Annotated in this window: 21 protein-coding genes and 4 pseudogenes; 13 read left to right on the top strand and 12 right to left on the bottom strand. The window is 70.7% G+C overall.

Going from position 1 to position 23,688, the window contains the following annotated elements; genetic code table 11:
* Positions 1-63: 63 nt before the first annotated feature.
* Complete coding sequence (locus tag IGS69_RS00640; protein ID WP_190895914.1) at positions 64-1,770, bottom strand: PucR family transcriptional regulator; 1,707 nt, start codon at positions 1,768-1,770, stop codon at positions 64-66.
* Positions 1,771-1,880: 110 nt separating this feature from the next.
* On the opposite strand from IGS69_RS00640, the gene IGS69_RS00635 reads away from it, so the two are divergent.
* The 3 genes from IGS69_RS00635 (at position 1,881) to IGS69_RS00625 (ending at position 4,710) form a co-directional block, all read left to right on the top strand.
* Complete coding sequence (locus IGS69_RS00635; protein ID WP_190895912.1) at positions 1,881-2,753, top strand: GNAT family N-acetyltransferase; 873 nt, start codon at positions 1,881-1,883, stop codon at positions 2,751-2,753.
* The gene (menC, locus tag IGS69_RS00630; protein WP_190895910.1) at positions 2,750-3,862 is read left to right on the top strand and encodes an o-succinylbenzoate synthase; all 1,113 of its coding nucleotides are present in this window, start codon (positions 2,750-2,752) and stop codon (positions 3,860-3,862) included. Before IGS69_RS00635 ends, menC begins: the two co-directional genes overlap by 4 nt.
* A 164-nt stretch (positions 3,863-4,026) precedes the next feature.
* Positions 4,027-4,710 (top strand): hypothetical protein, encoded by a 684-nt coding sequence (locus IGS69_RS00625; RefSeq protein ID WP_232543385.1) that lies wholly within the window; start codon positions 4,027-4,029, stop codon positions 4,708-4,710.
* Positions 4,711-4,771: 61 nt separating this feature from the next.
* Here IGS69_RS00625 and IGS69_RS00620 read toward each other — a convergent pair whose 3' ends face one another.
* Positions 4,772-5,707, bottom strand: coding sequence for a LysR family transcriptional regulator (locus IGS69_RS00620; protein ID WP_190895908.1), 936 nt, complete (start codon positions 5,705-5,707; stop codon positions 4,772-4,774).
* A 71-nt stretch (positions 5,708-5,778) separates the two neighbouring features.
* Here IGS69_RS00620 and dapA point away from each other — a divergent pair, with 71 nt between their 5' ends.
* On the top strand, positions 5,779-6,705 hold the full coding sequence (gene dapA, locus IGS69_RS00615; RefSeq protein ID WP_190895906.1) for a 4-hydroxy-tetrahydrodipicolinate synthase: 927 nt from the start codon (positions 5,779-5,781) through the stop codon (positions 6,703-6,705).
* A gap of 173 nt (positions 6,706-6,878) precedes the next feature.
* On the opposite strand, the pseudogene IGS69_RS00610 reads toward dapA, so the two are convergent.
* Positions 6,879-7,601: pseudogene (locus IGS69_RS00610) on the bottom strand (LysR family transcriptional regulator substrate-binding protein); the annotation flags it as partial.
* Between IGS69_RS00610 and IGS69_RS00605 the strand changes: the two are divergent.
* Both IGS69_RS00605 and IGS69_RS00600 read left to right on the top strand, forming a co-directional pair.
* Positions 7,595-8,344 (top strand): annotated as a pseudogene (locus IGS69_RS00605) (acyl-CoA dehydrogenase family protein); the annotation flags it as partial. The pseudogenes IGS69_RS00610 and IGS69_RS00605 overlap by 7 nt on opposite strands.
* A 36-nt stretch (positions 8,345-8,380) precedes the next feature.
* Positions 8,381-9,538 (top strand): LLM class flavin-dependent oxidoreductase, encoded by a 1,158-nt coding sequence (locus IGS69_RS00600; protein ID WP_190895904.1) that lies wholly within the window; start codon positions 8,381-8,383, stop codon positions 9,536-9,538.
* A 178-nt stretch (positions 9,539-9,716) separates the two neighbouring features.
* Here the strand turns inward: IGS69_RS00600 and IGS69_RS00595 are convergent, their stop codons facing one another.
* Both IGS69_RS00595 and IGS69_RS35035 read right to left on the bottom strand, forming a co-directional pair.
* Positions 9,717-10,823, bottom strand: a complete 1,107-nt coding sequence (locus IGS69_RS00595) for an ABC transporter substrate-binding protein (protein ID WP_190895902.1) — start codon at positions 10,821-10,823, stop codon at positions 9,717-9,719.
* 113 nt (positions 10,824-10,936) lie between these two features.
* Positions 10,937-11,038 (bottom strand): putative leader peptide, encoded by a 102-nt coding sequence (locus IGS69_RS35035; protein ID WP_332836543.1) that lies wholly within the window; start codon positions 11,036-11,038, stop codon positions 10,937-10,939.
* Positions 11,039-11,379: 341 nt separating this feature from the next.
* Between IGS69_RS35035 and IGS69_RS00590 the strand changes: the two are divergent.
* Positions 11,380-11,690 (top strand): annotated as a pseudogene (locus IGS69_RS00590) (GNAT family N-acetyltransferase); the annotation flags it as partial.
* Positions 11,691-12,145: 455 nt separating this feature from the next.
* Here the strand turns inward: IGS69_RS00590 and IGS69_RS00580 are convergent.
* The 4 genes and pseudogenes from IGS69_RS00580 to IGS69_RS00565 all read right to left on the bottom strand — a co-directional run bounded on the left by IGS69_RS00580 (position 12,146) and on the right by IGS69_RS00565 (position 15,398).
* Complete coding sequence (locus tag IGS69_RS00580; RefSeq protein WP_190904319.1) at positions 12,146-12,604, bottom strand: SRPBCC family protein; 459 nt, start codon at positions 12,602-12,604, stop codon at positions 12,146-12,148.
* Positions 12,605-12,938: 334 nt separating this feature from the next.
* A pseudogene (locus tag IGS69_RS00575) lies at positions 12,939-14,449 on the bottom strand (DUF4246 domain-containing protein).
* A gap of 230 nt (positions 14,450-14,679) precedes the next feature.
* Positions 14,680-15,051 carry a hypothetical protein gene (locus IGS69_RS00570; protein WP_232543384.1) on the bottom strand — a complete coding sequence of 124 codons (372 nt, stop codon included), beginning with the start codon at positions 15,049-15,051 and terminating at the stop codon, positions 14,680-14,682.
* Positions 15,052-15,185: 134 nt separating this feature from the next.
* Positions 15,186-15,398: a hypothetical protein gene (locus tag IGS69_RS00565; RefSeq protein ID WP_190895900.1), complete on the bottom strand. Its 213-nt coding sequence runs from the start codon at positions 15,396-15,398 to the stop codon at positions 15,186-15,188.
* 79 nt (positions 15,399-15,477) lie between these two features.
* Between IGS69_RS00565 and IGS69_RS34455 the strand changes: the two genes are divergently transcribed.
* The 3 genes from IGS69_RS34455 (at position 15,478) to IGS69_RS00550 (ending at position 17,812) form a co-directional block, all read left to right on the top strand.
* The gene (locus IGS69_RS34455; protein ID WP_232543383.1) at positions 15,478-15,684 is read left to right on the top strand and encodes a hypothetical protein; all 207 of its coding nucleotides are present in this window, start codon (positions 15,478-15,480) and stop codon (positions 15,682-15,684) included.
* Between the two features lie 113 nt (positions 15,685-15,797).
* Positions 15,798-16,487 (top strand): response regulator transcription factor, encoded by a 690-nt coding sequence (locus IGS69_RS00555; RefSeq protein WP_030235570.1) that lies wholly within the window; start codon positions 15,798-15,800, stop codon positions 16,485-16,487.
* Positions 16,484-17,812, top strand: a complete 1,329-nt coding sequence (locus tag IGS69_RS00550; RefSeq protein ID WP_190895898.1) for a sensor histidine kinase — start codon at positions 16,484-16,486, stop codon at positions 17,810-17,812. The genes IGS69_RS00555 and IGS69_RS00550 overlap by 4 nt, the downstream gene beginning before the upstream one ends.
* Positions 17,813-17,938: 126 nt before the next feature.
* Here the strand turns inward: IGS69_RS00550 and IGS69_RS00545 are convergent, their stop codons facing one another.
* Both IGS69_RS00545 and IGS69_RS00540 read right to left on the bottom strand, forming a co-directional pair.
* Complete coding sequence (locus tag IGS69_RS00545; RefSeq protein WP_190895896.1) at positions 17,939-18,790, bottom strand: CAP domain-containing protein; 852 nt, start codon at positions 18,788-18,790, stop codon at positions 17,939-17,941.
* A gap of 285 nt (positions 18,791-19,075) precedes the next feature.
* The gene (locus IGS69_RS00540; protein ID WP_190895893.1) at positions 19,076-19,360 is read right to left on the bottom strand and encodes a hypothetical protein; all 285 of its coding nucleotides are present in this window, start codon (positions 19,358-19,360) and stop codon (positions 19,076-19,078) included.
* Between the two features lie 330 nt (positions 19,361-19,690).
* Here IGS69_RS00540 and IGS69_RS00535 point away from each other — a divergent pair, with 330 nt between their 5' ends.
* On the top strand, positions 19,691-20,683 hold the full coding sequence (locus tag IGS69_RS00535) for a maleylpyruvate isomerase family mycothiol-dependent enzyme (RefSeq protein WP_190895891.1): 993 nt from the start codon (positions 19,691-19,693) through the stop codon (positions 20,681-20,683).
* Positions 20,684-20,866: 183 nt separating this feature from the next.
* Here IGS69_RS00535 and IGS69_RS00530 read toward each other — a convergent pair whose 3' ends face one another.
* Positions 20,867-21,451 (bottom strand): DinB family protein, encoded by a 585-nt coding sequence (locus IGS69_RS00530; protein ID WP_190895889.1) that lies wholly within the window; start codon positions 21,449-21,451, stop codon positions 20,867-20,869.
* Positions 21,452-21,854: 403 nt separating this feature from the next.
* Between IGS69_RS00530 and IGS69_RS00525 the strand changes: the two genes are divergently transcribed.
* Together IGS69_RS00525 and IGS69_RS00520 are read left to right on the top strand one after the other, a co-directional pair.
* Positions 21,855-22,844, top strand: coding sequence for an aldo/keto reductase (locus IGS69_RS00525; RefSeq protein ID WP_190895887.1), 990 nt, complete (start codon positions 21,855-21,857; stop codon positions 22,842-22,844).
* Positions 22,845-23,083: 239 nt separating this feature from the next.
* A complete protein-coding gene (locus IGS69_RS00520; RefSeq protein WP_232543734.1) occupies positions 23,084-23,563 on the top strand; it encodes a hypothetical protein in 480 nt (159 codons plus the stop codon).
* Positions 23,564-23,688 lie beyond the last annotated feature (125 nt).

The raw sequence follows: 23,688 nt of genomic DNA, 5'->3' as shown, positions 1-23,688 counted from the left end.
CCGGTCAGTCTGCGGGCGCCCGGTAGCCGGTGTCCTTGTAGGCCAGGACGAAGTTCCCGGCGGTCACTTGTCGCCCGCGTCAAGGGCGGCGGCCCGCACGGCGCGCAGCCGGAGCTGGAGGTGGGCGAGGAGCATGGCGTCCGCATCGCCGAAGTCCAGCCCACCCACCTCGCGGATGCGCCGCAGCCGGTAACGCAGCGTGTTGACATGGATCCGCAAGCGGGCCGCCGCGTCGTCCGCGACACCGGCCGAGGCGAGATAGGCCGCGAGCGTTTCCGTCAGTACGCCCTGCTCCCCGTCGTGCTCGGCGAGCCGGCGCAGCGCACCGGTGGCGTCGGGCAGAGCGAGGGCCTCGGTGGCGTCCGCCAGTTCCAGCAGCAGGGCGGTGAGTGCCAGGTCCTCGAGGGTCGCCACCCGGGAGTCACTGGCGGCGGCGGGATGCCGCAGGGCCCGCAGCGCCGCGTCCGCCTGAGCCCGGGCCTGCGTCACACGCGCCGCGGACTCGGCCGGCCCGCCGACGGCCACGACATGGCCGCCGGCCAACGGGGAGCGGGACAAGAAGTCCCGGGCCAGCGCGCGGGTGCCGTCCAGTGCCTGCGACGGACTTGAGCGGGGCCAGGCCAGCAGGGCGTACACGGCGTCGTTGCCGCACACGGTGACGGCCGACGGGTGGACGGCCGCCAGATGCAGTGCGAGCACGTCCTCGAAACGGCGCCGCTCCGCCGCCGCGGCCGCGTCGGCTCCGGGGCTCCTCTCATCGGAACCCGCCATGGGCGGCGCGGCGGCCAGTACGCACAGCGGCCCCGTGTCCAGGTGCAGTTGCCTGGCCGCGTCCGCTCCGGCCGATCCCCCCGCCAGAACGGCCGCCGCCAGCTCCGCGCGCTGCTGCCGCGCCCAGCTGCTGGTGGCCCGGGTATTGACCAGGTGCAGGGCGACGAGGGGAGCGATCTGCTCCAGCCGACGGGCGAGATCGCCGGTGAGGGGCCGCGGGACGGCCGCCCATACATAGCCGACGACTTCCGCACCGGCCCGCACCGCCATCGCGGCACGCGCCAGCATGCCGGGCGCGACGGGTTCGATGTGGACCGGGCCGCTGGAGGCGTGCAGGCGGGCGAAGTCGCCGCGGGCGCGCAGTTCGTCCAGCCAGCGGTGATGGACGGCCCGGCCGAGAATCGACTCCACGCGCGCCTCGTCGGCGCCGCGCTGCCCGGTGGACCAGGCGAGCACGGCCGCGGAGCGGTCCTCGACGGTGACCGGTGCCTGAAGCATCTCGGCGATGGTGTTGGCGATGGTGAACAGGTCGCCGCCGACGCCGTCCGGCGACCGACGGCTGTCTCGGGAGTGATCCAGCAGCCGCTCCCGGATCATGGAGGCGACGTGCATCCAGGATGCGTCCGGATTGACCTCGACCACGGCGACCCGACTGTCCATCAGCCCGTCCGGCACCGGGCCCTTCAACGCGAGCACCGCGGCACCCGCCGCCTGCATGGCCCGTACCAGCGTGGCAACGTCCGCGCGGTGACCGTCCCACCCGGCGCCGGCTTCCGCGGCTTCGGTGGCCTCACCGGGCCGGCCGGGACGTCGCAGGCCGGCGGGTGACAGCCCGACGCCCAGGACGACACACCCGCGTTCCAGCTCCGCCCCCGCGGCCGGGTCGTGAATGACGACACCGGTCAGGGGCCGGTCCGCGCCGGGCCCGTCGACCGCCACCCGCAGCAGCGTGGGTCCCATCTCCGCCACCAGCCGCCGTGCGGTGAGCCCGTGATCCATACACGCATCGTAGGCGCCCCTCGCGTCCTGTCGTCCGCGACAAGTCCCGGCCGTGTGCCTTGACGCGGACGACGAGGCGGGGACACCGGCGATCGGGCAGCCTGCGGGACATGGACCCGGACGTACGGGTGCGGAGCATCAGTGACCGCACCGGACTCGAAGCCCTCACCGCCCTCTTCATGCGCGTGTGGAGGGCCGGTCAACCGCAGGTGCCCTTCCCCGTGCTGCGCGCACTCAGCCACACCGGAGGGATGGTCCTCGGCGCCTACGCGGCCGGGCAGTTGGTCGGGGGCGCCGTGGGACTGTGCGGCGCCGACCCGGCCCGCCGCGGTCTGCACTCGCACATCGTCGCCGTCGACAGCGGCGCACGCAGGACCGGAGTGGGCACAGCCATCAAACTGGCCCAGCGCGACTGGTGCCTCACGCGCGGCATCACCACCATGACGTGGACCTTCGACCCGCTGATCCGGCGCAACGCCACCTTCAACATCGCCCGTCTGCAAGCGGTCGGCGTGGCCTACCACCCGGACTTCTACGGGCCCATGGACGACGGCTACAACGCGGGCGTCCCGACCGATCGGGTGCTCGTGCGCTGGGACCTGACCGCCGGCTCCAAGCCCGCCGGGGACGCACCCCGCGCCTTCGCGGCAGGCCCGGACCGGACCGCCGAACGGATGCCGCACGAGCGGCTGCACGTACTGGACATCGGCGAGGACGGCCGGCCCCGCCGACTCGCGCCCCTGCCGCACCCGCCCGCGGCAGCGCCACCCCGGGGCCCGGCGCCGTCCACCGAGACGGAGGTCCGGCTGCGCGTCCCCGGAACACTGCACCGCGACCGCGGACTCCTCAGCGTCTGGCGGCCCGCGCTGCGCGACGCGATGAGTCCGCTGCTCGACGCCGGATACCGGTGGACCGGCGTCACCCGTGACGGCTGGTACGTCCTCAACCCCTCCGCGGCCACACCCCACAAGGAGCACGCATGAAAATCGAATCGGTGGAGCTGCTGCGCGTCGGCATGCCGTTGGTCTCCCCGTTCCGCACCTCGTTCGGAACCCAGTCCCTGCGGGACGTGTTGCTGGTGCGGGTGATCACCCCGGAGGCCGAGGGGTGGGCGGAGTGCGTGGCCATGACGGACCCCCTGTACTCCAGCGAGTACACCGGCGCGGCCCACCGCGTCCTGGCCGACCACCTGCTGCCGCGGCTGTTCGCCGCCGCCGACGTCACAGCGGCGGCGGTGGCTTCGGCGCTTGCTCCGGTGCGCGGTCACCGCATGGCGAAGGCCGCGGTGGAGGCTGCCGTCCTGGACGCCGAGCTGAAGACGGCCGGGGTTCCACTGAGCCGGCACCTCGGAGCCACTCAGTCCCGGATCGTCTCGGGCGTGTCGGTGGGCATCCACGAGTCGGTGCCGCAGTTGCTGAACACGGTCGGCGGCTATCTGGCCGACGGTTACGCCCGGATCAAGCTCAAGATCGAGCCCGGCTGGGACATCGAACCCGTCGCCGCCGTGCGCAAGCATTTCGGCGACGACCTCCTTCTCCAGGCAGACGCGAACTCGGCCTACACACGCGCCGATGCCCGGCATCTGGCCGGTCTCGACCCGTACGGGCTGCTGCTGCTGGAGCAGCCGCTCGAGGAGGAGGACGTGGCCGGCCATGCCGAGCTGGCGCGGTTGCTGACCACGCCGATCTGCCTGGACGAGTCGATCGTCTCCGCGCAGGCGGCGCACGAGGCGATCCGGATCGGCGCGTGCGCCATCGTCAACATCAAGCCCGGCCGGGTGGGCGGCTACCTGGAAGCCCGCCGGGTGCACGACGTCTGTGCGGCGGCAGGGGTGCCGGTCTGGGCGGGCGGCATGCTGGAGACCGGGATCGGACGGGCGGCCAATCTGGCACTGGCCGGCCTGCCCAACTTCACTCTGCCGTCCGACATCTCCGGCTCGGACCGCTACTACCGGCAGGATCTGACCGAGCCGTTCCGGGTGACCGACGGCACGATCCCGGTACCGGACGCACCGGGCATCGGCGTCGCCCCCCTCCCCGAGGTCCTCGACGAGCTCGTGACAGAACGGGAGACGCTGCGGCCGACCGGGTGAGCGTGAGGCGGGTGCGCCCGTCTCCGGTCCGAACAGCCGGCCGTCCGCCGGTCCGGCATACGGTCCGCGACGAGCGGCTACGGTACTTGTGTCACCCCTCCCGTCGAACGGGGCGGCCGGGGGAGCGGATCGGTGGCCGGTGACGCCGGAAGGGGGCGGACGGGGTGGCTGGACGGGTGCGCTACGGGGCCGGGGTGGTGGTCTTTGCGGGTGTCGCGGTCCTGGTCGGGCTGCTGGGGCGGCCGTCGGGCGACGGCGGCGATTCGGGCGGATCCGCCGCGACTCCGGCCTTCTCCGTCGCTCCGGGGCACTCCGGGCGGCCGGTCACTCAGACGGCCACGGTGCCGGAAAGGCCGGCGGAGACGCGCCTCGGCCTCTTCTCCTTCGGTGGCCTGTGCCATGAGGAGGGAAGCCGTCCGGTTCCCCGGGCGGCACCCGTGTCGGGGCCGGGCCCCCGCCCTGTGGTCGTACATGTCAACGGGCTGCTGCGTCAGTTCGAGGGCCGCAGCGGTTACGACCGCACCGACCCGTTCTCGCCGCTGCCCGAGCAGGTGCAACTCGTCGCCTGCGCCCGGTACGAGGGGCGTGGCAAGCTCCTCAAGGTCTGCCGGTACGACTCGCCCCTGAAGGAGAGGCGGGAGATTTCCCAGTACGAGGGCCGCTACATGGTCCGGGTCCTGGAGGCCCGCACCGGCCGCCTGCTCGGCAGCCACCGCATGGCCGGACGCACCTCCGCCACCTGCACACCGTTCGTCGAGGGCGGCGCGGACACCGAGGAGGTCGACCCGCCCGGCGACGCCGCGTTCCGTGAACTCCTCGACCCGTACGTGCGGGGCGAGAAGGCCTGAACGGGGCGCGGGGCGGCGCTGGAGTGCGCGCGGCTCCGATCTCTTGGAGCACGCCGTGCGATCAGTGGGAGCGGCCGCTCGTGGTCTCGCCCCTGGTGCCCACCGCTGTCCGTGCCGCCGCCACGAATGCCGCGATCGCCGGGTGAGTGCCGCCGCCCGCTCGGAAGGCGACCTTCGAACGGCGGAACAGGGGGAGCCGCGTCAGGACCACGTCCCCGGGCGCGTGGGCGGTGGCCATCTCCGGTACGAATCCGGCGCCTTGCCCGATGGCGGCCAGTGCCAGGACCGTACGGAAATCGTTGACCCGATGACGGATGCGCGGCTGGAATCCGGCCGCCTGACAGGCCCGTACGGCCATCGCGTGACCGGTCGTGCCGTCCCGGGCCGTGACCCAGGGCGACATGGCCCACGGCCCGAGCAACTCCGCCAGCGTCTCGCCCCGGGCGACGCGTCCGGTGGTCGGCGCACTGCCGGTGGCCAGGTACATCGGCTCCTCCAGCAGGGGCACCTGGTCGACCGAGGTGTCCGGTGACGCGGGCACGAAGTCGTAGTCGTGGACGAGGGCCACGTCGAGTTCGCCGGCGCGCAGGCCGTCGGAGACCCGTGCCGAGTCGATCTCCTGCACCATCGGTTCCAGCGCGGGATGCCGCCGGGCCAGTTCGGCCAGCGTGGCGGGCACGATCGCGGGGCCGCCGGAGGGAAACGTCCCGATCCGCAGCGGCCCGCCGATGCCCTCCCGTGCTCCGGCCAGCTCGGAGACCGCCAGTTCGAGGCGCTCGAGGACGGCATCGGCGTGGGTGACGAGGGTGCGGCCCGCGGGGGTGAGCACGACCCGTCTGCCGCTTCGTTCCAGCAGGGCGACGCCCGCCTCGCGCTCCAGCACGCTCAGCTGCTGGGAGACGGCAGAGGCGGTGAAGGACAGCGCCTGGGCGACGGCCGCGATGGTGCCGCGCCGGTCCAGTTCGCGCAGCAGGTGGAGGCGCCGGACATCGAGCATAAGGTGAGCTTACGCATGAGCGAAGAAATGTGAACTGGATCTACTGGGTCCATGTCGGTCAGGCTGGGCCCATGAAGCCCGAAGCGAATCTCACCGGCCTGTTCGTCCCCTTGGTGACTCCGTTCACCGACGACCTGCGCCTCGCCCCGGACGCCCTCGCCCGCCTCGCCGACGAGGCGCTGTCGTCCGGTGGCGCCAGGGGACTTGTCGCCCTGGGGACCACCGCCGAGGCGGCCACCCTGACGACCGAGGAGAAGCGGGCCGTGGTCCGCATCTGCTCGGCGGCCTGCCGGGCGCACGGAGCTCCGCTGATCGTCGGCGTCGGCACCAACGACACCGCCACCGCCGTCACGACACTGCGGGAGCTCGCCGAGAAGGGTGACGTCGCCGCGGCGCTGGTTCCCGCACCGCCCTACACCCGGCCCGGCGAGGCGGGAACGACGGCGCACTTCACGGCACTCGCCGAGCACGGCGGCCTGCCGCTGGTCCTCTACGACATCCCGTACCGCACCGGTCAGTCCCTCAGCGTCAGAACGCTCAGCGCGCTCGGGCGCCTGCCGGAGGTCGTAGGGGTCAAGTACGCAACGGGCGCGATCGACGCAGCCGCGATGGAACTGCTCGGCTCGTCGCCGCCGGGCTTCTCGGTGCTCGGCGGCGACGACGCCGTCATCTCGCCGCTGCTCGCGGCGGGCGCCCACGGCGGCATCCTGGCGTCGTCCAATGTCCGCACCGCTGACTTCGCCGAGCTGATCTCGCTGTGGCGGCGCGACGACGCCGGCCCGGCCCGCGTACTGGGAGCCGAGCTGGCCCGGCTGTCCGCCGCGCTCTTCGCCGAGCCGAACCCGACGGTGATCAAGGGGGTGCTGCACGCCCAGGGCCGTATCCCCAGCCCGGCCGTCCGGCTGCCACTGCTGGCCGCCTCAGCCGATTCGGTCCGGCGAGCGACCGACGTGGCCACCATCAGGACCCAGCGCGCCCACCACGAGGCCGCGGCCTGACACGGGTGTGCGGGCCTCGAGCCGCGAAGGCCGGCGTCACGGCAACGTCAGCACACCAGTTCCGCCGAGGCCGGCGTGTGGTCATGCGGTCGCTCGCTGACGCGTCAGCACTCCCCTCCCCACCGGTAGGAGCCGATGTATGCCTAAGGCGCTCATTCGGCGCAGCCTGCGTCTCACTCCGCTCGGTGCCCACCGGCATTGCGTACGAACAACGCGTGCAGATCACGCACGGCCCGGGGAACCGAGACGGCGTGGCGGCGTTGCAGCACCAGCAGCACATCCGTTTCGTCCTCCGCGAGCGGCCGCACGGTGATGGTGCCGTGCCGCTCCAGAGGGTCGCCGATGACACTGAAGTCGGGCAGCACCGTGGCCCCCAGCCCTTCGGCGACCATCAGCTTGCCCATCTCGGCGCCATCGGTGGAGTACGAGAAGGAAGGTGCCCTGCCGCGCAGCAGCCGGTGGACGAAGCGGTGCATGACATAGCCGGACCGCATCACGATGAGGGGCTCGGCCAGGAGGCTGTCCACATCCACCGCGTCCAGGGCCGCCAGCGGGCTGTCGGGACGCACGCACACCACGGGCCTCCCGCGCAGCAGCTCGGTCGTGTCGAAGCCCGGCGGCATGTCGTCGCCCCGGAGATAGTTCACCAGACCCAGATCGAAGGCGCCCTCCAGCAGTCCGCGCCGGATGTCGGCCTGCTGCGCGCCGACCACCTCGACCTGGGTGGCCGGGTGCGCGGACCGGAACTCCCGCACGGTCGGGATGAGCAGCGGGACGGTGGCGGTGTTGACCGTGCCGAGCCGCACCATCCGGCTGACGCGATGCTGATCGCCGGCCGCGCCACGCAGCCGGTCCACCGCGTCCAGCACCGTCATGATGTGCGGGAGCAGTACTCGACGGCGTCAAGCACTACTCCACGGGCGCGCTGTTCGCCCATTGGATCCCCGTCCTGGCCCGTGCCGACGACGACACCCTGCACGTGGCGTACGTACCGCACGACGCCCCCGGCCTGACGGTCGTCGACGACTGGGACGGCTTGGGGCAGCGCACCACGGCCAGCGGAACCGTCCGCCTGGAGAGGGTGGCCGTTGCCGCGGACCGGGTCGTACCCCACCACCTCACCTTCCAGGGACCGCAACTCCACGGGGCCGTGGCCCAGTTGCTGCACGCCGCCATCGACGCGGGCATCGCCTCCGGCGCGCTGGCGGAGGCCGTGGAGTTCGTCCGTACGAAGAGCCGGCCCTGGTTCGAGAGCGGGCTGGAGACGGCCGCGGAGGATCCGCTGCTGATCCAGCGGTTCGGCGAGCTCGCGATCCGGGTGCGGGCGGCGGAGGCCCTGCTGCGCGAGGCCGCCCGGGCGGTCGACGCCGCCCGGGACGACCTGACCGACGACTCGGCCGCCGAAGCCTCGATCGCGGTGGCCACCGCCAAGGTGTCCGCGGCGGAGACGGCCGTCGAGGTCGGCAGCGCCCTCTTCGAAGTCGCCGGCACCCGCTCGGCGCTCGACTCGCTGGGCCTGCACCGCCATTGGCGTGACGCCCGCACCCACACCCTGCACGACCCGGTCCGCTGGAAGATCCAGCACATCGGCCGCTACGTCCTCAACGGCACCCGGCCACCCCGGCACGGCCTGCTCTGACCCACCGCCACCTCACGCACCACGATCGGAGACCCCGTGTCCCTCACCTTCCACTGGTTCCTGCCCACCAACGGCGACAGCCGCCATGTCGTCGGCGGCGGCCACGGCACCCCGGCCACCGCATCCGGCCGGGACCGGCCGCCGACGGTCGCCTACCTCAGCCAGATCGCCCGCGCCGCCGAGAGTCTCGGTTTCGTCGGGGCCCTCACCCCCACCGGTGCGTGGTGCGAGGACGCGTGGCTGACGACGGCGATGGTCGCCCAGCACACCGAGCGGCTGAAGTTCCTGGTGGCCTTCCGGCCCGGCTTCGTCTCGCCCACGCTCGCCGCCCAGATGGCCTCCACCTTCCAGCGGCAGACCGGCGGGCGACTGCTGCTCAATGTCGTCACCGGCGGCGAGAGCGATGAACAGCGCGCCTACGGCGACTTCCTCGACAAGGACGCCCGGTACCGCCGCACCGGCGAGTTCCTGCAGATCGTGCGCGAGCTGTGGGAGGGCAAGACCGTCGACCTGCACGGTGAGCACCTCCAGGTGGCGGACGCGACGCTGGCCCGGGTGCCCGACCCGGTCCCGGAGGTCTACTTCGGTGGCTCCTCGCCGATCGCCGGAGAGGTCGCGGCCCGGCATGTGGACGTGTACCTCACCTGGGGCGAGCCGCCGGCGCAGGTCGCCGAGAAGATCGCCCGGATCCGGAAGCTGGCCGCCGAGCAGGGGCGCAAGGTCCGGTTCGGCATCCGCCTGCACGTCATCACCCGCGACACCTCCGAGCAGGCGTGGGCGGAGGCGAACCGGCTTCTCGACGGGTTCGACCCGGAGACCGTGGCGTCCGTGCAGGCCGGACTGGCCCGCAGTGAGTCAGCGGGCCAGCAGCGCATGCTCGCCCTGCACGGTGGCGGCAACCGGGACGCCCTGGAGATCCACCCCAACCTGTGGGCCGGCATCGGCCTGGTGCGCGGCGGCGCGGGCACCGCCCTGGTCGGCAGCCACGACGAGGTCGCCGAACGCATCAAGGAGTACGCGGCTCTGGGCATCGAGGAGTTCGTCCTCTCCGGCTACCCGCACCTGGAGGAGGCCTACTGGTTCGGCGAGGGCGTCCTGCCGAGGCTCGAAGCGCAAGGCCTGTGGCAGCACCCCTTCCCGCAGGCCGTGACCTCGGCTCAAGTCCCCTTCGCCGCCACGGGATCCCCTCGTTGACGCAGGTGATCGCTAGGCGGTCGCCCTCGCCCTCACCCGGCCGATGTCCTCCCGCCGCGGTCGCCGTCGGCCGAGCGGCGTGGACGTACGGCGGCCGGAGCTCCCAGGAGGGTGACGAACTCGCCCGGCGCAGTATCAGGGCGTCACCTCCTGGGAGCAACTCGGCGGTCCGGCGCTGCTACTTGACGCCGAGACCGGCGTCGTCGACCTGGTCCTTGCCCTCGGCCTTGAGCACCTTGTTCAGGGGTGCGAGATCGTAGATGCCCTTGAGATCGGGCTTCTCCAGCAGACCGGCCTTCACGGCGTGCTCCGCCTCGGTGTTCAAAGTGGCGGCCAGCGGGTCGTCGAGGAAGGCGATGGACTTCCAGGCGGGGTCGAGGACGTCGGCGGGCAGTGCCTTGCCCGACAGCTTCGCCAGTGCCTGGTTGGCGGATGCCTTGGCCTTGTCCGGGTTGGCGTTGATCCACTCGTTGGTCTTCACGGCGCCGCGCAGCACGGCTTCGACGACGTCCGGGTGCTCCTTGAGGAACTGCTGCCGCACGATGATGTTCGTGATGACGAACTTCTTGTCGGGCCACAGGGCCGACTCGTCGAGCAGGACCTTGCCGCCCTCGGCGACCAGCTTGGACGCGGTGGGTTCCGGCACCCAGGCGCCGTCGATGGAGCCGGACTTGTAGGCGTCCGGGGTGACCTTGTTGTCGGTGCGGACGACGGAGACGTCGCCCTTGCCGCTCTGCGGGTCGATCTTCCAGCCCTGCTCCGCGGCCCAGTTGAGGAATGCGACGTCCTGCGTGTTGCCGAGCTGCGGGGTGGCGATCTTCTTGCCCTTGAGGTCGTCGACGGACTTGATGGTGTCCGGATTGACGACGAGCTTCACGCCGCCGGAGGCGGAACCGCTGATGATGCGCAGGTTCTTGCCCTTGGACTTGGCGAAGCCGTTGATCGCGGGGGAGGGGCCGATCCAGCCGATGTCGATGGAGCCGCCGTTCAGCGCCTCGATCTCGGAGGGGCCGGCGTTGAACGTCGAGGGCTTGATCGTGGTGCCGCCGAGTTCCTTCTGGAGCAGTCCCTCCTGGACGCCCACCAGCGCGGTGGCGTGCGTGAGGTTCGGGAAGTAGCCGATCTTCACGTCATCGGCGGAGAGCTTCTCGGCGTCTGCCGCGACCCCGCTCTGCTTGTCGTCGTCGGTGGCATCGGAACCGTAGCCGCAGGCGGTGAGCAGAAGGGGAAGTGCGGCTGTGACGGCGAGGGCGCGCAGGGCGACGCGTGGTCTTACGGCAGACACGAAGGTGTCCTCTCAAGGATGAGTGATCAAGGAGATACGAACGAGCGGGCCGCACGGTGTCCGGTTGCGGAAGGGTGCGGCGAGGAGGCCAGGAGGTCAGGGTTGCCGCGGCGTCACACGGGACGACAGATGGCGCTGGCCGTGCGGTGGAGGTCGACGTGACGGCGTGAGGTCAAAAGGGGCAGCGACTGAGCTGCACGGCTGAACGTGCGCATGGCCACCCCCTCGATCCCTAGTTTTCCTACCGGATTGCTGGGGATAGTGGCAGAAGGTGGCCTGAATCCAAAGGGCTGGTTCGCATGGTGGACGCAGGCATCTCACGTACTGGCCCGGTGGGGTGGGCAGGGGCAGCAGTCCAACCGGATCCGAAATTCATGCACCTGCAATGATCTGTCCGTCAACTGCCTGCTAGACATGGTGGGGCGACCGCTCAAGGAGCCGCACCGCAGGTAGTGACGCGTGCGGCAGCCCGCCGACCTCAAAGGACTCCGCCCCCTGTGACACGTTCCCTCGAGGTTCATGTGGCGAGACCCCGGCCGACCCGAGCACGCGGCCTCTGGACAACGCTGTCTGGGCAGCACTGAACGGCCCGCACGCCCGCTTCGCCGAACGGCTGGGCCGAGCCGCCCGCTACCCCGCCGACGTCTACGACGTCGCCGCCCTCGCCGATCCTGCCGACCCGCTCGCCTGGGCCGACCTGCGCGAGCTCGTCGGACCCGGAACCGTCGTGAGGCTCAAGCCGGTCGTGGACGTACCCTCCGGCTGGGAAGTCGTGGGCGGTGGTCTTGGGTCCAGCTCGTCGGCACCGCCCTGCGCGTCGAGCCCGCCCTGGAAGCCGTACGACTCGGACACCCCGCACCGGTACCTGGACCCGCTGGTCCCTCGGCTGGCGGCCCGAGACACCGGGAGCCCCACCCACCTGCTGGCCCGTGCCACGGACTCGGCCGGCCGTACTCAGCCGGACCTCGCGGTGCCCAACACGCAGGGCTACCTGTTCGACGCGGTGGTTCGGCATCCGGTGAGCGTGGTCTGAAGCACGGCCGGCGTCCCGCGCCCCTGACCCGGGCCGATGTCGGTGAGGGCGGCGCTGTACTGCTCGTCGGGGACGGCTCCAGCCAGGTGGTGCCGTCCCCGCTCTCGTCGCCGACGACCATGGCGATATGGGCCATGAGGGTGGTGCCGGTGGCGCCGTGCCCGCTACGACGTCCCCGTCGAGGCCGTCGCGGGCGCCGAGGACCTGCTGCCCAGCGTCCGCCGCCACGGGCGTACCTCCGTAGAAGACCGGGACGTCCAGAGCTCGCGGCTCTCGGAGGTATGAGGCGTCAGCGCGGAGGGATGGCCGATTCGGCTGCCGCCTTGATCCGGGCGCCGAAGCCGGGGGCGTCCTTGCGAGCGGCGATGAGCGCCAGGCCGACGAGGAGCTTGCCGATCCCGTGGCCTTCCAGAACGTTGAAGATGCGGACGCGAGTCCTGCCGTCGCTGATGGGCTCCAGGTCGTAGCCGCCCTCGTCGGCAGTCACGCTGTTCTGCGACACTTCGGCCCACCGGATCCGCACCGGGGCTTCGAGGTCGGTGATGCGGAACTCCCTGCCCGTCTTCATCCCGGCATCCTTGACCGTGCTGCGGAAGACGGTTCCCACAGCTGTCGGGCCATCGGGGACCCGCTCGATCTTGAGCACGCGGGGGCTGAACTGCGGATCGTTGCGTCCATCGGCGAGGTAGTCGAAGACCGCTTCGACTGGCCGGTCGATGTCGACGGTCGCTTCAAACTGTCCTGACATGAACACTCCTCGATCGCCTGCGCCGCAGCGTTCCCGCGACTCTGTTCCGAGAATGCCTCCAGGTCGCCGGTCTGTGCGGGGTCAGCAGCATGCGCGTGTCGGGAGTCCGCGGCCGGACGCGACGGGCGATCCTCGAACGACGTCTCACCCGCCCTCGGACGCTGACGTGGCCCCGTGCCGACTGACTGCTGAAGCAGTCACCCGGACGCCCGACGCCCGCCCGGACTTTCGCTCCGTGAGACCGGGACCACCCCGAGGAGTTCCGCTCCTGACCGGGACCTTGCCTCGCAGCCAATGCTCGAATCAGCACACCGCGAGGCAGGTCGGCGACGAGTCAGTGCTCGCAGAGCGAGAACTCTCGTTCATAAAGCTGCTCGTTGTGCTCGTCGACAAAGAACTTGCGTTCCCGCATCAGCTGTTCGCGGTAGTTCTTGGCCTGTTCAAGCGTCATGGTCGAAGTCTCCGACCAGGGCTGCTGCGGTGGCACATCGGCTGTCGAGACGATGGTTTCCGACGGGTCCACCAGGAAGAACGCGAGAATCTTACGGTGTCCCGGGCGGGTCGGGTCGTCGAGACGGAATGAGCCGACCCGGTGTTGCAGAACGTTCGGGAACGCAAGGCAGCGGCCCGCCGGAGTCGATGCGGATCCCAGCACCTGGTTCAGCGCGTCTTCGTTCCCCAGGCCATAGACCTCACGCAGACCGCTGTCGTCGTCCTGTTCATAATCTGGGTCGCCGAGCGCCGCCCGGAAACTGAGCCGGCTTTCGGTGATGTTCTCACTGTCCCAGTAGTAGATGCCGGTGGAGACGATCCGCTCGTTCAGCATCCCCTCGACATGCCAAGAACCGCCGGCGTATTCGGGCTTGTCGGGAGTGAGATGAATGGTGGCGAGCTTGACGATGACCTGGAGACGGCGACCGCGCAGGTCGACTCGGGCAGATTCGTCGGGCCGCTCGGGCGGGGTGAAGGCCGGGGCGTCCGGGATCACGGGGCAGCGGTTCTCCCACCAGTCGTCATGTGCCACTTCCCACACACCGAGGGCTTCTTTGTAGGCCTCGTCATCGCTGTAGGACGACTTGTCCGGATACTGGGGCTCCGAGTCTTCGTACCAGCCATAAGGGTCGGCCTCGATCCGCAGGGGCCGCGGATGGCGAAGATCGGTGAGCACGTTCTCCAGGAGCGGTCGCATACGCGCAAACAAGTCCGGTAGCACGGAGGCGAGTTCGCGATGAGCCTCGGGGTGGACGTTGTTGACGTACGAACGGAAGTCGACATCGCCGTTGGCACTGACATCGACGTCCGTGGGCAGCCACTGGAACCTCTCCGAGAACTCGTACTTCGAGTAACGGTTCGTCGGATTCTGCCAAGCCCGCTCAGGTGCGCCACTCACCTCCCTCACCAGGCAGAAGAGTGACGGATGAACCAGATCCAATACCTGGCCGTTCGATCCGGGATGCCAGTCCAGTTCCTCTGCGGGAACCCGCTCCAACACCTGAACCGCCTTGCGCAGCCGCGCTCTGAGCGTGTCGTCGACCAACCTGTCCGACTGCCACACCCGTCGACGGCAGACACCTCGACACCGGTCGGCTCGTCCCTCAGCGCGGCGTAGTGCGCGAGTTCCGCCAGCACGTAACGAACTTGCGCTTCGGTGAGACCCTGGGCGACCGCTTCTTGCGTCCACCTCGCGACGATGTCGGCATGGTGCATCTTGTCGAACCACTCGGGCTTCGCCCGGACATGTGCGCTGCACTGCATCATCTGAAGCTCCCGCAGCGTCCGCGGTGGCATGAGCGATATGGAAGAGGCAGCATGAAAAGGCAACGGGAAAGCAGACAGGCCGGTCAATTCTTCAGGTCCCCACAGCGTCGATGCTCGGTGTTCGGTGGCCGGAAGGATACGTCAGCACACTGACACTGCCGCCGCGGTCGCCATCAACGCGGGTCGGGGGCCGCGGAGGTTCGACGCCGTCGCGTGATGTCCGGGGGCATACGTGATCATGATGTCCTGCTCAGGTGACTGACCCCCATCGGTCGGCGCTCAGGTGCCCCGGCATCAAGCACTTGCTGTGGAAGCAGTCAGTTGAAGGCGTCGGTCATGCAGTCCACCCGGCAGCCGGCGGCGTCAAAGCGCTTGCGGAGGGCGGCAGCTGCCTCTTCACGCTCCACGAAGAGGTGCCCGTAGTGCTGGCACGCCACCCTGGTCACGTCGTGGACCGTGACGATGGCCGGTTCGCCGCGTGCGGCCCGGCGGCGCGCTTCGGCGATCGCCATGTCCGCAGAACGCAGCAGGTTCCTCGAACGGTCCCGGATCGCGGCCGCCTCGGCCCGTTTGGCCGAGAGGGGGCGCAAGACACCTCCCCGCCAGACGAAACCGACGGCGACAAGGACCAGACCGAGCACGATGAACAGGAGGCCGCCGAGGTCGTGAAGCATCTCTTCAGTCTTCACCACGCTTCCTGCCCCGTCACCCCTCCCCAGCCCCGAGGGCGCCATAGCGGATACCGTCGATCATGAGGCTATGGCCGCTCGGAGCGAACCAGGACCTGCCGATCAGCAGCAACGGGCGTACGCGCAAGGGGGAGTCACCACGACACCTCGCGGACCTTGACTTGGCTCTGTGGCTGGGTGGTGGCGGTGATTTCCGACCGGTGGCGGCCGGCGGAGAACGTCACCGTGAGCGTCTCCGCCTCGCTCCGGCTCGTACTCACCGTGAACCCCTGGTTCGGCACCGCCGAAATCAGGCACACCGCGTCGTCGCCGAACCGCACGGTGGCCTTGCCGCCCTCGGACGGCACCGTGTAGACGCCGGCACCGCCTTCCTGGCACCCCGAGCCGCCCGCGCCGGTCGGCGCCCCCGGAGCACTGGTGCGGCCGGTGGGTGTCGGCGTGGGCGTGGGCGTCGGGCTGGGATCGGTCGCCGGCTCACTGCTCCGGGGCGGCGGGCTGGGCCTGCGGCTGCTCGCCGAGGGACTCGGGGACGGTTTCGCGGTGGTGGGACTGGGCCGCGGGGGCTTCAGGGGCTCGCTCGGCGCGGACTGCGCGACCGGCGCGGTCGGCCGGGTCGACCCCACCACGAAGTGAATCGTGAGGATGACCGCGGTGACACTGGCCGCCGTGCAGGCCAGCCATATGATCAGGTAGCGCAGGAGGCGAGACACGACACCATAGTGACGGACCGGCTAACGTGCCTGCTCATGGCCTCCGTACTTGTCGTCGAGGACGACCCCGTCATCCGGGCCGCGCTCATCGAGGTCCTGACCGGGCACGGTTACGCGGTCAGGACCACCCACCAGGGTTTCGAGGCCCTGCGCGAGATCACCCAGAGCCCGCCGGACATCGTGGTGCTGGACCTGGGACTGCCCGACCTCGACGGCCTCGACGTGCTGCGCATGATCCGCGGCATTTCCCGCGTGCCGGTCCTGGTCGCCACCGCCCGTGACGACGAGAGCGAGATCATCCGGCTGCTCAACGCGGGGGCCGACGACTACCTGGTCAAGCCGTTCTCCGGCGGCCAGCTCGCCGCCCGGCTCGCCGCCGTGCTACGCCGGTCCGTGCCCGCCGACGTACAGGCGGCCCGGCGGCCCGTCCTGCAGGTGGCAGACCTGCGCATCGACCCGACCGCGCGCACCGCCCACCTCGCCGGCCGCGAACTGCCCCTGACCCGCCGCGAGTTCGATCTCCTCGCCTATCTCGCCGCCCACGCCGACCAAGTCGTCACCCGGCAGCGCATACTCGCCGAGGTGTGGCAGCAGCCGTACGTCGAGGACCAGACGGTCGACGTCCACCTCTCCGCACTCCGCCGCAAAATGGGGGAGAAGGCGCGAAAGCCCCGCTATCTGCGCACGGTGCGCGGCCTGGGTATCAAGTTGGTCAGCTCGCCATGAGACGCGCTCTTGCCGGGATCGCCCTGGCCGTCACCTCGATGGTGGCTCTGTCCTTCCTGATACCCCTCGCCCTCCTCGTGCGCGAGCAGGTACGGGACCGGGCCACCACGGCTGCCGAGCAGCGCGCGTCCGCCCTGTCCCCGGTGCTCGCCCTCACCACCCGGCGCGCCGACGTGCAGCAGGCCGTCGCCGAGCTCGGCTCCTCAGAGCAGCTGGTCGTACGTCTGCCCGATGGCGACTTCGTCGGCACGCCGCACGCGCCCCGGGACGCGCTCGACCGGGCCGTGCGCGGGCGCGAGACGCTGGCCGTGGACACCGGCGGCGGCTGGGTCTACCTCCAGCCCGTCGTTCTGCAGGGGGACCGGGTCGCGGTCGTGGAGGCCTTTGTGCCCGCCGCGGACCTGACCCGGGGCGTGGCCGCGTCCTGGGGCGTCATGGCGCTGCTCGCGCTGGGTCTGGTCGGCGGTTCGGTACTCGTCGCGGACCGGCTCGGCGCCCGCGTCGTGCGGTCCTCGCGCAGTCTGAAACGCGCCTCACTGGCTCTCGGCTCCGGTGACCTGGACGTGCGTGTCGAGCCCGACGGCCCGCCCGAACTGCAGGAGGCCGGGGTGGCGTTCAACACCATGGCCGACCGCGTCCTCGACCTGCTCGCCGTGGAACGCGAGCTGGTCGCCGACCTCTCGCACCGGCTGCGCACCCCGCTGACCGCTCTCTACCTGGAAGCCGACCGGATGGGGTCGACGCCCAGCGCCCGGCGGGTCGCGGAGGCGGCAGGCCAGCTGGAGAGCGAACTGGACTCGATCATCGCCGCGGCCCGTACACCGCTGGCGTCGGCGCAGTCGGCCCGCGCGGGGGCCGGCGCGGCGAAGGCGTGCGACGTCGCCGAGGTGGTCGCCATGCGCCTGGACTTCTGGTCGGTCCTCGCCGCCAAGCAAGGACGGCCCTACGAGCGCTCCCTCACGCCGCGACTGGTGCCCGTCGCCTTCCCCGAGGACGACCTCGCGGCCGTCGTCGATGCCCTGATCGGCAATGTCTTCCGGCACACCCCGGAGGGCACAGCCTTCGCCGTGCGCGTGGAGCGGGCGGATCGGCACGTGTTCCTCACGGTCGACGACGCGGGACCGGGCGTGGCGGACCCCGACGCAGCGCTCACGCGGGGTGTGAGCGTCGGAGGTTCGACGGGGCTGGGCCTGGACATCGTGGCCCGGGCGTCCCGCGCGGCGGACGGCGAACTGACGATCACCCGGGCGCCGTTGGGAGGCGCCCGGGTGCGGGTGTCGTTCGTACTGGCTGACGCGGGCGGGGCCGGCGGCGGCGCGCGGTGACCGGCGCCGGCTGTGGGGGGTGGGTGTGGTGAGCGGGGTCGGTGACCGGCGTCCGCGGTGGGGGTGGGTGTGGTGAGCGGGGTCGGTGACCGGCGTCCGCGGTGGGGGTGAGTGCCGTGAGCGGGGTCAGCGACCGGCGCCGAAGTTCTGCGTCCACCAGGGCCCGCCGTCGCCGAAGTGGACGCCCACGCCCAGCTCCTTGAAGGAGCAGTTGAGTATGTTCGCGCGGTGCCCGGGGCTGTTCATCCAGGACTTCATCACCGAGGCGGCGTCCGCCTGACCCTGGGCTATGTTCTCGCCAAGGGTCGACCACTTGTACCCCGCGGCCTCGACCCGGGTCGTCATCGTCGAGCCGTCTGGGCCGGTGTGGGACATCACGCCGCTGCTCGCCATGACGTCGCTGTAGTCGTCGGCGGCCCGGGTGAGCCGGTCGTTCGCCGTGACCGGCGAGCAACCCGCCGCGGCCCGCTCCTTGTTGACCAGCGCGAGCACCTGGGCCTCGGGCCCGCCGTCGGACTGCGAACCCGACCCGGAGTCCGATCCGTCGCTGCCCGGCCGCGTGCCGCCGGAACCGCTCGCCGACCCGCCGCCGCTGCTCTTCGCCGTCGTCCCCGCGGGAGCCTTCGACGCGGCGACGGTCGTCTTCCGCGCACGGGGGGTGGGACTCGCCGACTTCTTCCGCTTCTCGTTCGGCTTCGCGCTCGGCGAGCTGCTCGCCGTGCTGCTCGGGCTCGCTGAAGCAGAGGTGAGCGGCGCCGCACTGCCGGCGGCGTCCCCGGCGCCCGGCGCCGTGTCCGTGCTGTTCGCGACCACCCGGTCCGACGCGTCGCCGTCCTCGCCGCTGACGACGGCCACGGTGATCCCGACGCCCGCGAGCGCAGCGACTGCTCCCATCGCCAGCGCGGGACCACGCCTCTTCGCCCCACCGTGGGGGCGGGCGTGGAAGCGGGACGGGCGAGCGGCTCGGCGGGAACCCATGCAGGACACCTCGGTCTGTCGGTCGGCTGACTCGGCCCCCGTGCCCGGTGGCCGCGAGATCGCGGCCACCGGACCTGTGGGGGGTGCTCGAGAGCCTAGGACCCGGCCGGGGTGGAAACCTCTGTTCGAAGGTCATCTTCAAGAAGCCTTAAGAGAGCCGCCAAAGTCCGCTGAGGAACGGTTGGAAGCATCCCGGGCGGGAATCCAGGCGTGGGCGCAGGCGACGTCCGCCCTCCACCGGGCCGAGGATCTCGGTGGAGGGTTGGGTGGGTGAGGATTGGCCGGCTAGTGGGCGAGCGACCCGTTGCGGGCGTCGGACGCGGACTGCCACGCCCGTACACCCGCTCGGGACGCCTCCTTGGCCTGCTGCCACTTCGCGGCCGCCTGCTGGGCCGGGGGCACGTCCATGTCGCGGATCATGCGCCGACCTGCTGTGAACACGGCGAAAGCGCCGATGGCCATGCCGGTCCATGTCACCACGGCGCCGGCCGCCGTGAGCACGGCACCGATCCTGACGAGCCGGGTGTCGATCTCGATCGTCCGGTGGGACTGCTGGTGGTGCTGGTTCATGACTCCACCATCCAACGAGGGAAACGGCCTCGCATCCTCGCCGACGGCTGAGGTCGCTCTGAGTGGCGCAGGCCAGTCGCTCAAGCGTCCCGCAGGTGAGCTCCTTGAACCGCTGTGCCAGCTGAGTGCTGCTGACACCGGCTGCCGCGCTCAGGTCGCCGATCGCCACAGCCTCGCTGGTCGCCGCGATGCCTCTGCTCGTACGGGCTCGACCCGCGGGCGTGCGCTGTGCCAGAGTCACTGCCCGACACATGCGGCGCCCGCCCGGCGGGGCCGCCGGGGCAGGCGGGACCGGTCGCCGGCCCCGGCACCAAGGGAGAGGTGATCGCCATGGAGGAGACAAGAGGCGTCAGCGAGGCGCCGGTCGGAACGGCGGCGCCGGGCGAGGCAGGGCTCGCGCAAGGCGGCCAGCCGTCGAGCATCCCGGAGCCGCGGAACGAGGGCAATGCCCCGGAGCCCGAGGTCGCAACGGAGCGATCGGCCCTGGCGGAGCCCGTGGCGCGCACCGCCAAGGCCCCGGACGGCGAAGGGACGACGCTGCCACCGGGTCTCGACATCGCGATACGGGACACCGCGGCGGACATCGCCGCCCTGCTACGCGGCGCGACCGACACCGGCCGTCCCGTGCCGGGCCTCACCTGGACGGTGGGGGAGACCGCCGCCCATCTGGCCCAGGCAAACGTGTTGATGGCGGACGTGGCCGCGGGCCGGGAGCGGGTCCACGGGGACGGCACGCCGGAGGGCATCGCCGAGGCCAACGCCCGGGTTCTCGCCGCGTACGGCGAACGGGCCGCCGGGCCGCTCGCCGACCTGATCGAGGCCGGAGCGACGAGCTTCCTCGCTGCCCTGCCGGAACGGCGACCGGACGAGACGCTCCGCACCCCTATGGGGCCCATGGACCCTGCGACGCTCGCCTCGTACCTTCTCACCCACATGCTCGGGCACGGCTACGACCTGGCCCGGGCCCAGGGCCGGCCCCACATGATCGACCGCGGGCGGGTGGAACTCACGCTGCCTTTCATGAAGACGGTCATGCCACGCGTCGTCGCACCTGCCGCCGTCGCCGGACTGACCGCGCGCTTCACCGTACGGTTGTGGGGCGGTGCCGCGTTCGGTGTCACGGTGGCGGACGGCGGCGTGACGGTGCATGACCGGCCCGAGGCGCGGGCGGACTGCACGATCCTGACCGAACCCGCCGCCTTCCTGCTGATGGCCCTGGGCCGTGGCGGACCCTGGGGCGCCATCGCCCGGGGCCGGGCGCTTGCCTGGGGCCGCAAGCCTTGGCTGGCCCCCCGCTTCCCGACGCTGTTCACGGCCCCGTAGCAGCCCTCATCTCACAGCCGAGCAATTTGCGTCCCCTCCAAGACGGGTCGCCAAGGCGGCCGACGCCTCCCGCGCCCCTGCGGAACGCTAAGCCGAACAGGACGACGCCGAAGCGCCTCCCGGGTGCCCGGAAAGCACAAGCGCCGGTACGGGAGCCGGGGCCAGGCTGCTTGAGATGTCCGACTAAGCCATGCTTGATGCGGCCGACCTGGCGGCCTGCTCGATCTTCGCGCAGTGGGCTGCACGGGCTTCCTCGTCGATCTGCTGCTCGTACTCGGGACGCATCCCGGTCCGGCCGTCGAGGCCCTCGCGCAGGATGTCGGCGTGCCCGGCATGCCGGGTGGTCTCGGTGAGCACATGGAGCATGACGGCGAACAGGTTCGTGTTGGGACAGGGCTCCGGCCACCACGGCACGTGGCCGGGGGCGTCGAGGGGCAGCTCGTTGATCGTCACATCCGAGTGTTCCCACGTGCGCCGGTAGAACGCGATGATCTGATCGCGGGTCTCGTCCGCCGTCGCCCATTGATCGCTGCCGTCGGAGTCCTGCCACCGGCAAAGCGGTTCAGGCGAGGGGCGGTCGAAGACCTCGCCGAAGTACCTGGCCTCGACGTTGGCCACGTGTTTGACCAGGCCGAGGAGGTTGGTCCCGGTGGCCGTCAAAGGTCTGCGGGCGTCGTATTCGGACAAGCCGTCGAGCTTCCAGAGCAGCGCCTTGCGGTCCCGCCGCAGTCTCCCGTGCAGGTTGTCCTTCGCGAATTCATCGATCATGCTGCATGAACTTTCCATGGGCTGTTCGTGGTCTCAAGTTCCGTACGCGGTCCGCAGACCGCCACCGGGGATGACTGCCTGTCAGAGAAGCATGGTGCTGGGGCCGTTGGCGGGGTGGGTGACGGCTCCCGGCCGCCCCGTGTGCCAGGTGAGAATCAGCCGGCGGTAAGCACCCTGGAGAGTCACACGGGTGTGGTACCCAACCAGGAGCCGGGCCCCCCTCACATCCCACTTGCCATGGAGTGCGCTCGAAGTCATAGCGTCGAGGACGTAACGGCGCACGAGGCCGTCTCAGGGCCTGCTCCTCCTGGGATGCCGGGTGACGGCATCTGTGCCTGGATGGACGGGAGGTTTCGTGCCGCCCGAAGGACGATCAAGCGTGCAGGGAAGGCTGGGACACAGCATGCAGAAGCGCAGTCTGCGGGAATTGCAGGTATCGGCCATCGGCCTGGGGTGCATGGGCATGTCCGCCTTCTACGGAACCGCCGACGAGGAGGAGGCCGTCGCGACGATCCGGCACGCCCTCGACCTCGGGGTGAACTTCCTGGACACCGCGCAGATGTACGGCCCGCTCACCAACGAGTCCCTCGTCGGCGAGGCGATCCGGGGGCGCCGTGATGAGTATGTGATCGCGACGAAGTTCAACTACCGGATGGACGACGCCGTACCGGGCGACATCAGCACGGTCGGCCCACAGGACGGCTCGGCCGAACACGTCCGCAGCTCCGTCCACGGCTCGCTGAGGCGTCTGGGAACCGACCACATCGACCTGTACTACCAGCACCGGGTCGACCCGAACGTACCCATCGAGGAGACGGTCGGCGCGCTGGGCGAACTGGTCGCCGAGGGCAAGGTCCGCTACATCGGGCTGAGCGAGGCGAGCGCCCAGACCATCCGGCGTGCGCACGCCGTGCACCCGGTCACGGCCGTGCAGAGCGAGTACTCGCTCTGGTCGCGGGACGTGGAGGCCGAGGTGCTGCCCACCTGCAGGGAGCTGGGCATCGGCTTCGTACCGTACTCGCCCCTCGGCCGCGGCTTCCTCGCCGGGCGGTTCACCTCGCCGGACGACCTGGACGCCAACGACTGGCGCCGCCAGAACCCGCGCTTCCAGGACGCCAATCTGGAGGCGAACCTGCGACTGGCGGCAAAGGTGAAGGAGATCGCCGCCGAGAAGGACGTCACGCCGGCTCAGCTTGCCATCGCGTGGGTGCTGGCCCAGGGCGAGGACCTGGTGCCGATCCCGGGCACCAAGCGCCGCACCTACCTGGAGCAGAACGCCGCCGCCGTCGACATCGACCTGACGAAGGACGACCTGGCCCGCATCGACGCTGAGCTGCCCGAGGCGGCTGGTGAACGGTACGACGAGGCAGGGATGCGGTCCGTCAACCGCTGAGCGGAGGGGCGCACACACCACACGGGGGCTCGCAAGAACGCGGGGTGGTCATCGACTTCATGACGCCGAAGGCGGCGACTACCCACCGCGGACTGTTCGACTACGAGCCGTCCGCGTAGCCAGCGCCTTCAGCGCGGAGCGAGTTCCTGGCGCACGGGGAGGGGGCAGCGCAGCCGCACACCGAGGTTATCCAGGTGTGGGCCGGCGCGGGAGGTGTCACAGTCGGCGTCGTGACCTTGATGAACGTGCTCGTCGACTTCGCTCAGACCGGCCGGATCGGTCCCCTTCACTGCGGCATGCCGCTGTCGGAGGCCGAGGCTCTCCTCGGACCGGGGCGTCCGCACCCGGCCATCCGGTTGAGGGGGCCGGACATCGATGGCTATCCCTATGCCTGGAACGGTCTGGAGTTGGCCATTACCCGGCGCCTCGTGAGCGAGATCAGCATCAGGCTCTCGCCGGGCTCGACGACGAAGTTGCCGCCGCTGGTCCTGCCGGAGTCGGAGCTCTACCCATCCACAGTTCTCCGTGAGGATCTGATCGCCGGCCTCGACGCAGTGGGTTGCGATCACGAGGTCAACGATCGCCTGACGTTCGGAGAGCAGTCCAGCATCCTCAGCCGACCTGCCGGCGTCTGTGCGGTGTTCTTCCCGCCGGGTCGAGGCGACCACAGCTCTCATCACCATCACCGTCTCGGCGTCATCTACAAACACACCGCGTGATCCTCGATGCCCGGGAGGGCGGGACGTCCCTCGGCAACTGCGCCGGAGACACCCAGTCCGCATGGCATCAAGGGACATCACAGATTTCGGATGCGGTACGACAGAGAGGAGTGGCCACCAAGGGG

Origin of the sequence: Streptomyces tuirus, from assembly GCF_014701095.1 — a bacterium.
Classification (GTDB): Bacteria; Actinomycetota; Actinomycetes; order Streptomycetales; family Streptomycetaceae; genus Streptomyces; species Streptomyces tuirus.
The sequence above is the reverse complement of the archived record's forward strand: the minus strand, read 5'-3'. Positions and strand labels throughout refer to the sequence as shown.

Bases quoted from the DNA above. Each gene is read 5' to 3' on its own strand.
- IGS69_RS00640 (WP_190895914.1), bottom strand. From the start codon at position 1,770: ATGGATCACGGGCTCACCGCACGGCGGCTGGTGGCGGAGATGGGACCC.
- IGS69_RS00635 (WP_190895912.1), top strand. From the start codon at position 1,881: ATGGACCCGGACGTACGGGTGCGGAGCATCAGTGACCGCACCGGACTC.
- menC (WP_190895910.1), top strand. From the start codon at position 2,750: ATGAAAATCGAATCGGTGGAGCTGCTGCGCGTCGGCATGCCGTTGGTC.
- IGS69_RS00620 (WP_190895908.1), bottom strand. From the start codon at position 5,707: ATGCTCGATGTCCGGCGCCTCCACCTGCTGCGCGAACTGGACCGGCGC.
- dapA (WP_190895906.1), top strand. From the start codon at position 5,779: ATGAAGCCCGAAGCGAATCTCACCGGCCTGTTCGTCCCCTTGGTGACT.
- IGS69_RS35035 (WP_332836543.1), bottom strand. From the start codon at position 11,038: ATGCGCACGTTCAGCCGTGCAGCTCAGTCGCTGCCCCTTTTGACCTCA.
- IGS69_RS00580 (WP_190904319.1), bottom strand. From the start codon at position 12,604: ATGTCAGGACAGTTTGAAGCGACCGTCGACATCGACCGGCCAGTCGAA.
- IGS69_RS00555 (WP_030235570.1), top strand. From the start codon at position 15,798: ATGGCCTCCGTACTTGTCGTCGAGGACGACCCCGTCATCCGGGCCGCG.
- IGS69_RS00550 (WP_190895898.1), top strand. From the start codon at position 16,484: ATGAGACGCGCTCTTGCCGGGATCGCCCTGGCCGTCACCTCGATGGTG.
- IGS69_RS00545 (WP_190895896.1), bottom strand. From the start codon at position 18,790: ATGGGTTCCCGCCGAGCCGCTCGCCCGTCCCGCTTCCACGCCCGCCCC.
- IGS69_RS00540 (WP_190895893.1), bottom strand. From the start codon at position 19,360: ATGAACCAGCACCACCAGCAGTCCCACCGGACGATCGAGATCGACACC.
- IGS69_RS00535 (WP_190895891.1), top strand. From the start codon at position 19,691: ATGGAGGAGACAAGAGGCGTCAGCGAGGCGCCGGTCGGAACGGCGGCG.
- IGS69_RS00530 (WP_190895889.1), bottom strand. From the start codon at position 21,451: ATGATCGATGAATTCGCGAAGGACAACCTGCACGGGAGACTGCGGCGG.
- IGS69_RS00525 (WP_190895887.1), top strand. From the start codon at position 21,855: ATGCAGAAGCGCAGTCTGCGGGAATTGCAGGTATCGGCCATCGGCCTG.
- IGS69_RS00520 (WP_232543734.1), top strand. From the start codon at position 23,084: ATGAACGTGCTCGTCGACTTCGCTCAGACCGGCCGGATCGGTCCCCTT.